Raw genomic sequence first — 14869 nt, forward strand, 5'->3', positions numbered from 1 at the left:
TCAGCCAATGGGCCATCATACGCGGCCAGCGGGTTTCTGAAAACAAACAGGGCGGGATTGCTCCCGCCCTGTTTTATGCTGCCCGATTATGGGTGGATATCAGCCTTCGTTGTGCAGCTCAAGGTTTTCGACTTCGTTCTGGCGCTGAAGCGCTTTGGCATCGTCATTACGCAGCGACTCCAGATACTCCAGATACTGCTGGTCGACATCTTTCGTCACGTAAATGCCGTTGAACACCGAGCACTCAAATTGTGCAATGTCCGGATTCTCCTCACGCACCGCTTCGATCAGATCGTCGAGATCCTGGAAAATCAGTGCATCGGCTTTAATCAGCTGTCGAATCTCTTCGACTTCGCGGCCGTGCGCAATCAGTTCCGTGGCGCTCGGCATATCGATGCCGTAGACGTTCGGGAAACGAATTTCCGGTGCCGCTGAGGCCAGGTAAACCCGTTTCGCACCCGCTTCACGCGCCATCTCAATGATCTGCTCTGAGGTGGTACCGCGTACGATAGAGTCATCCACCAGCAGCACATTTTTATCACGGAATTCAGCGCGGTTCGCGTTGAGCTTGCGGCGCACCGCGCTGCGGCGTAACTGCTGGCCTGGCATGATAAAGGTACGACCAACGTAACGGTTTTTCACGAAGCCCTGGCGATAAGGCTTGTCAAGAATACGGGCGATTTCCAGCGCGATATCGGTAGAGGTTTCCGGAATCGGAATCACGACGTCGATATCGAGATCTTCCCACTCGCGGGCAATTTTCTCGCCCAGCTTGGTGCCCATGCGGACACGGGCGCTGTAGACCGAAATCTTGTCCAGGAAGGAGTCCGGACGCGCAAAGTAGACATACTCGAACAGGCACGGATTGCTTTTTGGGTTTTCAGCACACTGACGGGTCGAAAGCTGGCCTGCTTCAGTGACATAAACCGCTTCACCCGGAGCAACGTCACGGATGAACTCAAAGCCCAGCGTATCCAGCGCGACGCTCTCGGAGGCGACCATATATTCGGTGCGGCCATCGGCGATAACGCGCTTGCCCAGCACCAGCGGACGGATGCCGTTAGGGTCGCGGAAGGCCACCATACCGTGGCCGATAATCATCGCTACGACGGCGTAGGCACCGCGCACCTGCTGATGTACGGCAGCCACCGCAGCAAAAATGTTGTCAGCTTCCAGCGGATCGTTCTGGAAACGATCTAACTCCTGCGCAAAAATATTCAGCAGGATTTCAGAATCTGAAGTGGTGTTAACGTGGCGGCGACCCTTTTCAAACAGGTGCTTACGCAGCACATGTGCGTTGGTCAGATTACCGTTGTGCGCCAGGGTGATGCCATACGGGGAGTTTACATAAAATGGCTGCGCTTCAGAGGCACTTGAGCTGCCTGCGGTGGGATAACGCGCGTGACCGATCCCCATATTGCCCTGCAGTCGCTGCATGTGGCGTGCTTCGAAAACGTCGCTGACCAGGCCGTTTGCCTTTCGCAGGCGAAAACATTTCAGCGCATCGATAGTACAAATGCCTGCGGCATCCTGCCCGCGGTGCTGGAGCACCGTTAACGCGTCATAGATCGACTGGTTGACCGGCATGAAACCGGTGATACCGACAATACCGCACATGTTGTCATTTCCTCATTTAGCCGCACACCCGGTCACATCACCGGGGTAAAAAACTCGACGTGCTTTTCAGGTAATCAAAGAACCACCTGATGATATAACTGAACTCGGGAATGAGTTGAGACTGTTGCCAGTCCGGACTTTTGGAAAAGCCAGTGAATGTATCAAGGAAGAACAGCAAAGCGGCTACGATCAGCACACCACGCAACGCCCCGAAACAGACGCCCAACACCCGGTCGGTTCCCGACAGGCCGGTTTTTTCTACCAGCGTGCCGATAACGTAGTTCACAATGGCACCCACAATCAGCGTCGCCACAAACAGCACACCGATGGCAATACCGTTACGAACCAGTTCGTCGTCAAAACCTGTAAACCAGACTGCAAGGTAGGCGTAGTAATGACTGGCGACAAAAAACGCGCATCCCCAGGTAACAAGAGATAAGGCTTCCCGGACAAACCCACGAACCAGGCTGACCAGAGCCGAAAAACCAACTACCGCAATAATGACGTAATCAATCCAGATCATGAACTCTTCCAGCGCCAGTGCAATTGCACCCCTGCATCCAGTTCGGGGCGCATTCTAACAGAAAAAGAAAACGTTTGCGTAGCGGTTTTCTTTTTCTGCATCCATAAAAGCGGCGATGAAAAAAACTGCAATCGCCCGGGTGATTCTCAACCAGACAGCCCGTTGAAAATCTTCACTCTTTTTCGTGACAGCGCGCGTTAAGCGCGCTGTCTGCCCGGTAAAAGACGCTGCCTGTTACTGCTATCGGCAGCGCCAATCGCCGGTTTAACGGGCGCTATACGGTTTTACAACACCGCCCAGTCCTGAGATGCTTTTCAGTTCACCCACCGCGCCTTGCATTTTAGCTTTCGAGGCATCAGGGCCAACGTAGATACGGGTAATCTGACCCTGAACCGGCGTTGACGGCACGGTAAAGGCGCGATAGCCCGACAGCCGCAACTGCGCGACAATCTCATTTACTTTACTGGCGTTCTTCAACGCACCTAACTGCACCACATAAGCCTGTCCCGCCGGAGCCGTGGTCTCTGCCACTTTTGGCGCCTCTTCCTGCTTTGGCTGCTCAACCGCTTTGGATTGCTCAACCGGCTTCGGTTTAGGCTGCTCCACGACTTTTGGCTTCTGCTGTTCAACCGGCTTCTGCTTAGGCTGCTCGGTGACTTTAGGTTTCTGCTGCTCTGCCGCTTTCGGCTTCGTCACCGTCTGTGCAGGCACAGACTGATGGACCGGCGGCGGCGAGACGACGACAGGATCGCTCTCTTCATACGGCTGCGTCCGTCCCTGCTCCGCCGTGGCGTTGGTTTTACCATTGCCATTGCTGCTATTGACGGCACTGCCTGCGCCTTCCGGCGGCTGAGCGGGCAGCGACTGGGTTACCGGCGGCACCATTTCGCTATCCTGCTGATCGTCAGGTTTCGGCACCAGCGGGATGGCGGCGAACTCCTCTTTGTAATGCTTTTTCTGACCATCCAGCAGCCCTGGCAACACAATCACGCCAACGGCAACCAGAATAACGGTGCCGACTAAACGGTTCTGAAACTTACTTGCCACGTCCTTTCTCCGTTTCAATCGATTCCATGACCTGTGCCACAGTGTGGAATGAACCACACACCAGCACAGTGTCCTGCGGCGCAGCCCGCTGGTGTGCCTGCTGCCAGGCGAGTTCAACCGAACCAAAGGTCTCGCCCTGCGGCAGCGCGTCCAGCAGCTGCTCTGCACTGGCACCGCGCGGACCGTCAAGCGGTGCACAGTACCAGGCATCAACTATTGGAGCCAATGCGGCGAGCGTTCCGGCGATATCTTTATCGTGCAGCATGCCCACGACGGCATGCACCTTGCCGCGTTTCGGCAGGGCCGCCAGCCGCGACGCCAGATAGCCTGCCGCGTGCGGATTATGGGCGACATCCAGAATCACGCGCGGTGATTCACTGATAGTCTGAAACCGCCCTGGCAGCATCGCCAGCGGCAGGCTGGCGCGAATCTGCGCTTCACTGACCTCAAGCCCTGAAACACGCAGCGCCACCAGCGCGGTCGCCGCGTTAGGCAGCGGCACCTGAGGCAGCGGCAGATCGTTCAGCTCGCCCTGCACATCACGCAGCGACCAGCTTTCGGCCTGCGCATGCCAGGACCAGTCGCGGTTGCGCTGTAACAACTGAGCGCCTTTTTCCTGCGCGACCACAGCGATGCTGTGTGGCATATCAGGTTCACCGACTATCGCCGGTTTCCCCGCGCGGAAGACGCCCGCTTTCTCACGTCCGATGCTTTCGCGATCCGGTCCCAGCCAGTCGGTGTGATCCAGTGCAATGCTGGTGACAACGGCGACATCGGCATCCACGATGTTGGTGGCATCCAGTCGTCCGCCGAGGCCGACCTCGAGGATCACGACATCCAGCTGCGCCTGGCGAAACAGATTCAGCGCAGAGAGCGTACCGAATTCAAAGTAGGTCAGCGAAATATCAGCCCGTCCGGCTTCAATCTCCGCAAAGCTGGCGCAGTGCTGCGCTTCACTCAGTTCCTCGCCCTGAACCCGGACGCGTTCGGTATAGCGCACCAGATGCGGCGAGCTGTAGACGCCTACGCGATAGCCTGCGGCAATCAGCAGCGTTTCCAGGATGCGACAGGTGGTGCCTTTACCATTGGTACCGGCTACGGTAAAGACAAACGGAGCGGGTTTCAGCAGGTCGAGACGAAGTGCTACCTGACGAATACGGTCCAGACCCAGTTCGATGGCCTGAGTATGCAGGTGCTCAAGATAATAAAGCCACGTGGCCAAAGGCGACGTGGCTTGAGGAAGGTGAAGATTGTCCATATGTCCCGTTTTGCTTATTTATACCTGGCAGACTGGTGCTGCGGTATACGGTGCATTGGTAAGAGGCGCGACAGGCGCGCCTCTCTATCTCCTGTCAGGCCTCGTTGCTTTCCGATTCAGTCGTCGCAGGAGCGGACGGTTCACCGTCATGCAGCGGTGCCGGCAGGTTCATCATTTTGGCCAGCAGGCTTGCCAGTTTGTAGCGCATTTCCGGGCGGCGGATGATCATATCAATCGCGCCCTTCTCAATAAGAAACTCACTGCGCTGGAAGCCCGGCGGCAGTTTTTCACGCACTGTCTGCTCGATGACGCGTGGGCCGGCAAAGCCGATGAGCGCTTTAGGCTCTGCGATGTTGAGGTCACCCAGCATGGCGAAACTGGCAGAAACGCCACCCATAGTCGGGTCAGTCAGCACGGAAATATACGGAAGACCACGCTCCTGCATTTTTGCCAGTGCCGCACTGGTTTTCGCCATCTGCATCAGTGACTGCAGCGCTTCCTGCATACGGGCACCGCCACTGGCGGAGAAGCAGATCAGCGGACAGTTATCTTCCAGCGCCTGCTCAACTGCACGTACAAAGCGCGCCCCCACTACAGAGCCCATTGAACCACCCATAAAGGCAAATTCAAACGCTGCCGCAACAACTGGCATACTGTGCAGCTGACCTTTCATGACGATCAGCGCATCTTTCTCGCCGGTATCTTTCTGTGCTGCTACCAGACGATCTTTGTACTTCTTCGAATCGCGGAACTTCAGCAGATCTTTGGGTTCAAGTTCACTGCCAAGCTCAACCATCGTGCCCTGATCGAGGAAACTGCCGAGGCGCTCACGCGCGTGCATACGCATGTGGTGGTCACACTTCGGGCAAACCTCAAGATTACGCTCCAGCTCGGCGCGGTAGAGAACCTGCCCACAGCTGTCACACTTGGTCCAGACCCCTTCCGGGATACTGGCTTTGCGCACAGGCGTTCCGGTGCTTTTATTAAGAATGCGTTCAATCCAGCTCATTGATGACCTTTCTGTTTAAAACTGACCTGGTCCAGTCGTCTTGATACTGCTGAAAACCGCTTCAGCAGACGGTAAATGTCGCTCATTAAACCACAACCTGTTCAGACTGTGGATAAAAATCTGGTCTTACCCCTGAGCGAAGTCTTACGGCAGCTTCTGCTGCTTCGCCTGACGGCGATGACGCCAGACTTCAATCACACCCGGCAGAATCGAGACCAGGATAATGCCCACAATCAGCAGCTTCAGGTTTTCCTGCACCACCGGCAGATCGCCAAACAGGTAGCCGGCATAGGAGAACAGCAGCACCCATAACAGCGCACCCGTTACGTTGAACAGCGCGAAATGGCGATAGGACATATGGCCCATACCGGCAACAAACGGGGCAAACGTGCGGACAATTGGCACAAAGCGCGCCAGGATAATGGTTTTTCCACCGTGACGGGCATAAAACGCATGGGTTTTATCCAGATGACTACGACGGAAAATCTTCGAGTTCGGGTTACTGAACAGCCGTTCGCCAAACAGGCGGCCAATGGTATAGTTCACCGCATCGCCCAGCACCGCGGCCACCACTAACAACGCCACCATCACATGCACATTGAGATCGTTACCCGGCAGTGCAGCCAGTGCGCCCGCAACAAACAGCAGCGAATCGCCCGGCAGGAATGGCGTCACAACCAGCCCGGTTTCGCAGAACAAAATCAGGAACAAAATAGCGTAAATCCAGATACCGTACTGTGCAACCAGCTCGGCCAGATGCACATCGATGTGCAGAATAAAATCGACCAGAAAATGGAGAAACTCCATAGCGCGCCCTTTTAAGTCCTGAAAGTGAATTAATCCGCAAGGAACAACGGTCCCATCGACGGCTGTGGTAACGCAAAGTGGGGTGGGTAATCCACCGCCACCAGATACAACCCTTCTGCCCGGGCTGTGGCTGCGGCTAATGTCCGATCCTTCGCCGCCAGCAGCGTTGCCATCCATGACTCCGGCTTATTGCCGCAGCCTATCTCCATCAGGCTGCCCACGATATTGCGCACCATGTGATGCACAAAAGCGTTGGCTTTAATATCCACAATCACATAGGGACCCTGACGCATTACATTGAGGTGAATCACGTTGCGCCAGGGTGTACGTGACTGGCACTGCACTGCGCGGAATGAAGTGAAATCATTCTCGCCTAACAAACATTGCCCGGCGCGCTGCATCTTCTCTGCATCCAGTGGATGGTAGAAGTGCGTCACGCCCTGTGCCAGCACCGCCGGACGCAGGCGCTGATTGTAGATCAGGTAGCGATAGCGTCGGGCCGTGGCGCTGAAGCGGGCATGAAATTCATCCGGCACCGCTTTCACCCAGCGCACTGCAATATCCGGCGGCAGATTGGCGTTGACGCCCAGCGTCCAGGCGCTATCAGGCCGCTGCGAGGTCGTCTCGAAATGGACCACCTGCCCCGTCCCGTGCACGCCCGCATCGGTACGACCAGCACAAAAAATGCTGACCGGGTGATCGGCGACCTTCGACAGCGCGCGCTCTACCTTTTCCTGCACGCTGCGAACTTCATTCTGGCGCTGCCAGCCGTAGTAACGGCTGCCGTCATACTCGATGCCGAGCGCCAGTTTTTTCGTCTGACCATCGGACATGGTTACAGATACTCCTGAACCAGTTTCTCAGCGGTTTTCACCGCCATCAGCGCGCCACCAAAACGAATGTTGTCCGCCACTGACCAGAACTGCAGCAGCTCTGGAATACCGTAGTCGTTGCGCACAGCGCCGATGCTCAGTTCGCCGTTGCCTGAGGCATCCGTCACTGGCGTCGGCACGTCATCCTCTTCGCTCAGACGAATATCTGACGCCAGCGCCAGCTCGGCACGCGCTTCTTCCGCAGAGAGCGGGCGCAGGTTTTCGATATGCACAATCTGCGCGTTACCGTAGAACACCGGAGCCTGTACGCTGCTGACCGCAATGGGCAAGCCTTCGTCCTGCAGGACTTTGCGCACCTGATCAATCAGACGGCGTTCACTCTCCACGCTACCTTCTGCGTCGGCCTGTTGTGGCATCAGGTTAAACGCCAGCTGACGACCAAAGTGATGTTCATCAGCCGGAATACCGTTGAGCAGGCGGGCACTTTCCCCCGCCAGCGCATCGACTGCCACTTTGCCGTAGCTGGAAACCGAGATCAGATTCGTCACCTGTAAACGGCTCAGCCCGGCCGCATCTACCAGCGGTTTAATCGCGGTCAGCAACTGGCTCACCAGGTTGTCCGCCACGCTGATGATGTTGCGATTGCGATAATCTGCCAGCACCTGCGGATTCACATCCGGCACCACCAGCGGCACATCGGGTTCCAGCGCAAACAGCTCGCTGCTGTCGATCACCAGACAACCGGCATTGGCCGCTTCGTCGGCAAAACGTGCCGAAGCGTCACGGCCCGCGACGAAAAAGGCCAGCTGCGCCTGTGACCAGTCGAACGTCTCTGCATTATCGACCCGCACCGAGCGGCCTTCGAAACGTTTGATTTCACCCGCACTGTTTTCGCTGGCCAGCAAATATAATTCACCAACCGGGAACTGGCGTTCCGCCAGCAGTTCCAGTACAGCGTTCCCTACTGCGCCTGTCGCGCCAAGTAGCGCAATATTCCAGCCGTCAGACATGTTGGTTTACTCCAGACAATGACATAAAAACAGAAGGCGGTGATATTCACCGCCCAGGGATTCAGATTTATCCCCGTCGTCTTTCACGTTGCATCTTTGTTGGCTGCGTTCACTCACCCGAATCACTTACCTGAGTAAGCTCATCGGGATTCGTTCTCTTGCCGCCTCAATGCAACCCGAAATCCATTGGGTATATCCCCCCAGAACCCGCCGTCATGCAGACATGCCAGCAGCGCGCGCCTTCCGTTCACTGATTAATTCAGTGCGGAAACCGCGCCAGGGCGCCTGACCTTCAGCGCCCGCTATTCTGGGGAGTAGATTGCGTTAAAGCCCAGCTGGTTCAGCATCTCAGCCGTTGAGGCGTCATCGCAGCTTACCTGCAGCGAAGACCACTCGCGGCGCTCCAGATACTGCTTGCGCAGGCGATCAAACTCGCCGGGTTTCGCCGCCACTTTACGTAGCGGGGCATCATCGCGGCGCACATCATACACCAGATGCGCCAGACGTTTCAGTGTTGGCTGATCCAGCGAGCCATTCAGGGTAATTTCACTGAATTCCGGCTCCGGCAGTAAGGTGCTGAGCGGCACCTGCTGCGGCTGACCAATAAAGTCGCACCAGGCTTCAAAGACCTGAGTGGTGCCACGAGCTTTGCCTTCCAGCGTGTAGCCCGCGATGTGCGGCGTGGCGATGTCGACCTTATCCAGCAGCGCCAGCGAGAGATCCGGCTCCGGTTCCCAGACATCCAGCACTACGCTCAGGTCATGGCGCATTTTCAGCACCTCCAGCAGCGCGCTATTGTCCACTACCGGGCCGCGACAGGCGTTAATCAGGATGGTGTTGGGCTTCAGCGCCATCAGCAGCGCTGCATCCGCCAGATGCCAGCTTTTGTAGGGGCCGTCTTTAAACAGCGGCGTGTGGAAGGTCAGAATATCTGCCTGCGCTGTCACCGCCTCCAGGGACAGAAAATCGCCTTCGTCACCGCGATCGGCGCGTGGCGGATCGCACAACAGGGTTTTGATGCCCCAGGCCTCAAGACGCTTTTGCAGCCGCCCGCCGACGTTACCCACACCAACGATGCCGACTGTGCGGTCACGCAGCTCAAAACCATCGCGCTCCGCCAGCATCAGCAGCGCAGAGAAAACATATTCCACCACCGCAATAGCGTTACAGCCGGGAGCGGCTGAAAACGCAACGCCCGCCTGCTGCAGCCAGTTCTCGTCGATATGATCGGTGCCCGCCGTCGCGGTGCCGACAAACCTCACCGGTTTTCCTGCCAGCAGCGATTCATTCACCTGGGTGACGGAGCGCACCATCAGGCCATCGGCATCGGCCAGCTCAGCCACTGGCAGCGGACGCCCCGGCACCGCGACCACGACGCCGGTGCGACTGAATAACTCACGGGCATAAGGCATATTTTCATCGACCAGAATTTTCACCACGGCTTTCCTGTCTGTTACATGTGAGGCAATTATTCTGGCACAAAGCGACGCGTTAGCCTAACCGCGCACGGTAGCGATCGGGCGTGGTGCCTGCCTGTTGCTGGAACATCACAATCAGCGCCGAGGCGGAACTGTATCCCAGCTCATGGGCGATACTCTGCACGCTTTCTCCCTGCTCGAGCAGTACGATGGCGCGAAGATACCGCAGACGCTGCCGCCACTCACCAAACGTCATATGCAGATGCTGCTGGCAGCGCCGCGCCAGCGTCCGTTCGGTCGTAAAGACCCGCGCCGCCCAGCCCGCCAGCGTGGTGTTATCGCCCGGATGCGCTTCCAGCGCATGTAACACAGGCGCCAGAAATTTATCATCTGAAGTCGGCAGATAACTCTCCTGCACCTGCGCCAGCTTCAGGCGATCGCGCAGCACCTCGCACAGCCGCCACTGGGCATCCGTTGCGGGTTGCTCGATTTGCTGCTCAGCGAAATCGTCCATGATGGCGTGTGCAATGGGATCTATCAGCATCAGACAGGCGCGCCGGGGTAAGTCGGCGCAGAGCGGTGACGCCAGATTAAAGGTGCGAAACTGCGCCTGACGATGGTTATAGCTACTGTGCAGCTGACCCGGCGGGATCCAGACCGGAATATCGGCCGGCGTCAGCAAGCGCTCGCCCTCGACCTGCATCTCCAGGACGTGGCTTTTCACCATGATCAGCTGGCCCCAGGCATGCGCATGCGGCAGATATTCGGTGCGGGCATTGGCCTGTTCATAACGCATAAAGTAGCGTAACTGCGGCGCATTCACCGGCGGCTGGTAGGTCACTTTCAGGCTCATTCTGTCCGCTCATTCGCTCATTTTGTCCGATATTAACTATCTGAATAAATCCGGACAAGCGTACACTGCGCCTCATCAATGGCGTGTAATGACGTATGGAGAGTCAGCATGTTTTTCCTGTACCCGCTCTTTGCGGTGATGATCTGGTCGATCAACTCAATTGTCAGCAAACTGTCGGCCAGTGCGATCGATCCGGCAGCGATCTCATTCTATCGCTGGCTGCTGGCACTGCTGGTACTTACTCCCTTTGTGCTGCCTGGCGTGTGGCGCTCGCGTAAGATCATCAAACCGCATCTGTGGCGGCTGGCGATCCTTGGGCTGCTCGGTATGGTGCTCTATCAGAGTCTTGCCTATTACGCGGCACATAGTGTCAGCGCACTGTTTATGGGCATTATTGGCGCGCTGATCCCGCTGCTCACCGTACTGCTGAGCGTGGTTATCCTTCGGATTGCGCCAACGCTCGGTATCCTGCTCGGCAGTATTCTCTCTTTTTGCGGACTCGTGTGGCTGGTCAGTCAGGGTGACGTGATGCAGTTGCTGAATCATGGCATGGGCAAAGGTGAACTGATGATGCTGGCCGCTTCCACCTCCTATGCGCTGTATGGCGTCCTGACGAAACGCTGGGCGCTGCCATTGCCAATCTGGCAGAGTCTCTATGTGCAGATCGTATTCGGCGTACTGCTGTTGCTGCCCGGCTTTTTACTGGCACCAGACGTGTCGCTTAACTGGCATAACCTGCCACTGGTAGCGTTTGCCGGGCTGTTCGCCTCCATCATCGCGCCTTTTTTGTGGATCCATGGCGTGCAGCGCCTTGGTGCCAGCACCACCAGCATCTTTATGAATCTGACGCCGCTGTTTACCGCATTGATCGCCGTGCTGTTTCTGCACGAGCAACTGCACAGTTACCACTGGATTGGCGGTGGTCTGACGCTGGGCGGTGTCATACTGGCGCAGCGACTGCGGACGCCACTAACCCGGCACAAACCGGTCATTCAGCCACCATCCTGAATCATACCTTCTGCCGATTAAGGAGTCTGGCTGCGGTGAGTGAAGATGCAGCTAAAGAGGGTGGTAAATAAAGGCGGCTGAGGTTCACAACTCAAGCGTAAATCTCGCGCCGAAACGCGAGTCCCCCGTGGGATTTCCCGGGGGCTTTTGCTATCATGGCCTATTCGTTTTCCGGCGCACCCCACGCTGTTCTGTTTTCCCAAGGAATCCGCCATGCAACCTCTCAGCGGCCCCGGTGCGCCGGTCGATCGTTCATCTGTCAATCCGCAAACCGGTGTGACCCGTCACGGTTCTGTGGCGGGTGAACAGCCACTCTCCCCTGCTCAGCGCACGACGTTAGAACGCCTGATCGTGCGTATCTCATCGCTCAGCACTCTTAAAGCGCCTGAACTCTGGGCGGGCGTCCGTCATGAAGTGGGCGTAAAGAGTGAAGCGGAGTTACAGTCGCGTCATTTTCCGGCTGCGGAACAGTATCTGAATGGTCGCCTGACGCAGGCGCAGAACGGACATGGCACCCGCCAGCTGATGACTCAGCTCACCGAGCTACTGCCGAAAGGTAATAACCGTCAGGCCGTCAGTGATTTTATCCGTCAGCAGTTTGGTCAGACCGTCCTGAGCGCGCTGAGTCAGGATCAGCTGCGCCAGGTGCTGACGATGCTGCAGAACGGGCAGATGACGATTCCCCAGCCGCAGCAGATCCGCGTCAGCGATCGCACGCTGCTCCCTGCCGAGCACCATACCCTGAATCAGCAGGTGGTGCGCCTGGCCGCCGCCACCGGCGAATCCACCGGTAAGCTGTGGTCGGCAGCGCTGAAACTGGTGAATCTGACCAGCGGCGATCCGATCCCCTCACGCCACTTTCCGCTGCTGACACAGTATCTGCAGGTACGCCAGACGCTGAGTCAGCACAGTGCACCGACGCTGCAACTGCTGGAAGCGTCCCTGAAGCAGCCGCTCGATCAGCAGGAACGGCAGCAACTGGAAGATTACAGCCAGCAGCGTTTTCAGGCGACGCCGCAGATGGTTCTGACCACTGCACAGACGCAGGATCTGCTGAACTTCCTGTTCAGCCGTCGCGCTGACCGGGCAGAAAAACTTCTTGAGCAGCCGCTTGCACCCAGCGAGATTAAACCTCAGCCGATCTGGTCACCCTTTGTGGCATCGCTGCCGCCCGCGATACAGCCGCTGGCGCAGCGTCCCCTGCTGGGATTTTTTGTCGCACTGGGGGTCATCACCCTTTTACTCTGGCTGGTACTCTGAGTCAGCAGCCGCAGGATGCTATGGGCGCGGCGGCAGGCCATTCGCCCGCTGCATCACCCCAGGTCAGCGGATGACCGTCACGTTTCCAGAAATCCAGCCCGCCAATTAACTCCTTCACCTGAAATCCCAGCGATGCCAGTTTCCATGCCGCTTTCGTCGAGCCGTTACAGCCAATACCGTCACAATAGGTGACATACACTTTGCTGCGGTCAAGCCGCGCCGTCGTGCTGGCATCCATCCCGCGATGCGGAAAATTTATCGCGCCGCAGATATGACCGGCGCGATAAGCCTCCGGCGCACGGGCATCGATCACCACAATTTCTGGTGCCTGACGGGCCAGATCTTCCGCCAGATCCCAGGCGTCGGTGTAATAAGCGAGTTTGGCCTGCAGATAGTCGAGGCTTTGCTGCGGCGTGGCGGCCGGAATCTGTAAAACCGATGACATAGCGATTCTCCTGTTGTGATGAAGCTGCAGTTTACGGCAAAGTGGACTGCTTACTGATACCCATTATCCAGCAGGGTTAAGACCCATATGCCTTCACCGTGGTTACAACTTTTCCAGCACCAGGCCAGTGGCGGCGTGCGTGAGCGGCTCTGCTCTACCCTGCGACTGGCGATCAACCGGCATCATCTGCACGCCGGTCAGCAGTTACCCTCCAGCCGGCAGCTGGCGCAGGATCTGCGTCTGTCACGTGTGACGGTGGAAGCGGCCTACGGACAGCTGGAAAGTGAAGGCTATCTGCGACGCGAGACCGGTCGCGGTACTTTTGTTGCCATCATCATCCCCTCCTATTCATCATCATTACCTGCCCGGCCTCAGCCCGTCCGCTTCTCGGCGCGGGGCCAGCAGGTTCTGGCAACCGGTGGCTGTCAGGATCCCCCTTTTCCGCACGCATTCGCCGCCGGTTCACCGGAGTTACGCGCTTTTCCCCACAACACCTGGCGACGCCTGAGCAGCAGCGTACAGCGTTCCCTGGGCAGCGCGGCAATGGGATATGGCGATCCCTGCGGCTACCTGCCGTTACGCAGCGCACTCGCTGATTATCTGGCGCTCTCACGAGGCGTAGCGTGCCAGCCAGAGCAGGTGATCATTCTGACAAGTTCACAGCAGGCGCTGCAGTTACTGGCGATGATGTTCGTCGATCCCGGTGATGCGGTGTGGATGGAGGAGCCTGGCTATCCTGGCGCGCGCAACGCCTTCAGGGCCACAGGCGCACAGGTGCGCGGCATTGAGGTCGATGCCGAAGGTGCTGTCCCCGCCAGCGGCAGTGCGAAGCTGATGTATCTGACACCCTCGCATCATTATCCAACTGGCGTCACGCTCAGCCTGTCGCGGCGTCTGGCGTGGCTCGACTGGGCGCAGCGCAACCAATGCTGGTTAATCGAAGATGATTACGATAGTGAGTTTCATTATGATGATCGCCCTGTTCCGGCACTGCAGGGACTGGATCGCCATCAGCGGGTGATCACGCTGGGCACCTTTTCGAAATCGCTGTTTCCCTCTCTGCGCCTGGCGTGGATGGTCGTGCCGCCCGCGCTGATTACGCCCATTGGTCAGGCACGCAGCGTGCTTGATGGGCATAGCGCCCTGCTACCGCAGGCTGTCACCGCTGCCTTCCTGCAGCAGGGACATTTCGCCAGCCATCTGCGGCTGATGCGTCAACTCTATCGCAGCCGTCGCGATCGGTTACTCGAGCAGATTGCTCAGCGGCTCTCGCCCTGGATCACGCCGATTGTCAGCAGCGGCGGATTACAGGTAACTGTCAGACTGCAACAGGATGAAGCGCGATTAAGCGCACTGGCGGCTCAACAGGGTTTGCTGCTGCCGCGTCTGAGCCCACTCTATGCCGGGCCTTCGTCTCAGCAAGGCTGGATGCTGGGCTTTGCCGCACTGACGCCTGACGAGATTGTGGCAGGATGCAATACATTGCTGCGGCTGCTGCAGCGGGAGGGCTAAAACGGAGGGTTGAACGAGGTAACGCGGATGGGCTGTAAAACGTCAGACGACTGACCAACCCCATTCAGGATGTATCTTACCGCAACACTGTAGCACAACGCGCAGGGAATAGGGGCAGAGGAGGAAAGCGTCCCGCGCCATGGACGGCGCGGGCCGAGCGGCCAGGGATTGGCTTTAGCGTCTTTCCGATCTGCCCGTGTTCCCTGAGCATACAATGCGTTGCAGCGAAGCATGTTCACCAAAAACAAAAAGGGCCGGCAAGCCGGCCC

Annotated in this window: 14 protein-coding genes; 3 read left to right on the forward strand and 11 right to left on the reverse strand. The window is 57.6% G+C overall.

The window, feature by feature from the left end; all coding sequences use genetic code 11:
* Positions 1 to 99 precede the first annotated feature (99 nt).
* From purF to N1689_RS11575, 10 genes are all read right to left on the reverse strand, one after another.
* Positions 100 to 1617: an amidophosphoribosyltransferase gene (gene purF / locus N1689_RS11530; protein ID WP_013358590.1), complete on the reverse strand. Its 1518-nt coding sequence runs from the start codon at positions 1615 to 1617 to the stop codon at positions 100 to 102.
* Between the two features lie 37 nt (positions 1618 to 1654).
* Positions 1655 to 2140, reverse strand: coding sequence for a colicin V production protein (cvpA, locus tag N1689_RS11535; protein WP_003854265.1), 486 nt, complete (start codon positions 2138 to 2140; stop codon positions 1655 to 1657).
* 264 nt (positions 2141 to 2404) lie between these two features.
* A complete protein-coding gene (dedD, locus tag N1689_RS11540) occupies positions 2405 to 3187 on the reverse strand; it encodes a cell division protein DedD (RefSeq protein ID WP_161733393.1) in 783 nt (260 codons plus the stop codon).
* The gene (gene folC / locus N1689_RS11545) at positions 3177 to 4445 is read right to left on the reverse strand and encodes a bifunctional tetrahydrofolate synthase/dihydrofolate synthase (protein WP_222925186.1); all 1269 of its coding nucleotides are present in this window, start codon (positions 4443 to 4445) and stop codon (positions 3177 to 3179) included. Before folC ends, dedD begins: the two co-directional genes overlap by 11 nt.
* A gap of 94 nt (positions 4446 to 4539) precedes the next feature.
* Positions 4540 to 5454 (reverse strand): acetyl-CoA carboxylase, carboxyltransferase subunit beta, encoded by a 915-nt coding sequence (accD, locus tag N1689_RS11550; RefSeq protein ID WP_222925185.1) that lies wholly within the window; start codon positions 5452 to 5454, stop codon positions 4540 to 4542.
* A 144-nt stretch (positions 5455 to 5598) separates the two neighbouring features.
* Positions 5599 to 6261 (reverse strand): DedA family protein, encoded by a 663-nt coding sequence (locus N1689_RS11555; RefSeq protein ID WP_033783739.1) that lies wholly within the window; start codon positions 6259 to 6261, stop codon positions 5599 to 5601.
* A 29-nt stretch (positions 6262 to 6290) separates the two neighbouring features.
* Complete coding sequence (gene truA / locus N1689_RS11560) at positions 6291 to 7094, reverse strand: tRNA pseudouridine(38-40) synthase TruA (RefSeq protein WP_222925184.1); 804 nt, start codon at positions 7092 to 7094, stop codon at positions 6291 to 6293.
* Between the two features lie 2 nt (positions 7095 to 7096).
* The gene (locus N1689_RS11565; protein ID WP_161733401.1) at positions 7097 to 8104 is read right to left on the reverse strand and encodes an aspartate-semialdehyde dehydrogenase; all 1008 of its coding nucleotides are present in this window, start codon (positions 8102 to 8104) and stop codon (positions 7097 to 7099) included.
* Positions 8105 to 8406: 302 nt separating this feature from the next.
* The gene (pdxB, locus tag N1689_RS11570) at positions 8407 to 9540 is read right to left on the reverse strand and encodes a 4-phosphoerythronate dehydrogenase PdxB (protein ID WP_161733403.1); all 1134 of its coding nucleotides are present in this window, start codon (positions 9538 to 9540) and stop codon (positions 8407 to 8409) included.
* 55 nt (positions 9541 to 9595) lie between these two features.
* The gene (locus N1689_RS11575; protein WP_161733405.1) at positions 9596 to 10375 is read right to left on the reverse strand and encodes an AraC family transcriptional regulator; all 780 of its coding nucleotides are present in this window, start codon (positions 10373 to 10375) and stop codon (positions 9596 to 9598) included.
* Between the two features lie 108 nt (positions 10376 to 10483).
* Here N1689_RS11575 and N1689_RS11580 point away from each other — a divergent pair, with 108 nt between their 5' ends.
* Positions 10484 to 11383 (forward strand): DMT family transporter, encoded by a 900-nt coding sequence (locus tag N1689_RS11580; RefSeq protein ID WP_222925183.1) that lies wholly within the window; start codon positions 10484 to 10486, stop codon positions 11381 to 11383.
* A 213-nt stretch (positions 11384 to 11596) separates the two neighbouring features.
* Positions 11597 to 12643 carry a flagella biosynthesis regulator Flk gene (gene flk / locus N1689_RS11585; protein ID WP_161733409.1) on the forward strand — a complete coding sequence of 349 codons (1047 nt, stop codon included), beginning with the start codon at positions 11597 to 11599 and terminating at the stop codon, positions 12641 to 12643.
* Position 12644: 1 nt separating this feature from the next.
* Here flk and N1689_RS11590 read toward each other — a convergent pair whose 3' ends face one another.
* Positions 12645 to 13088, reverse strand: a complete 444-nt coding sequence (locus tag N1689_RS11590) for a rhodanese-like domain-containing protein (RefSeq protein ID WP_161733411.1) — start codon at positions 13086 to 13088, stop codon at positions 12645 to 12647.
* 87 nt (positions 13089 to 13175) lie between these two features.
* On the opposite strand from N1689_RS11590, the gene N1689_RS11595 reads away from it, so the two are divergent.
* On the forward strand, positions 13176 to 14600 hold the full coding sequence (locus tag N1689_RS11595) for a PLP-dependent aminotransferase family protein (protein ID WP_253419478.1): 1425 nt from the start codon (positions 13176 to 13178) through the stop codon (positions 14598 to 14600).
* The last annotated feature ends 269 nt before the right edge of the window (positions 14601 to 14869 follow it).

Source organism: Pantoea sp. XY16 (assembly GCF_025153065.1).
Classification (GTDB): domain Bacteria; phylum Pseudomonadota; class Gammaproteobacteria; order Enterobacterales; family Enterobacteriaceae; genus Pantoea; species Pantoea alfalfae.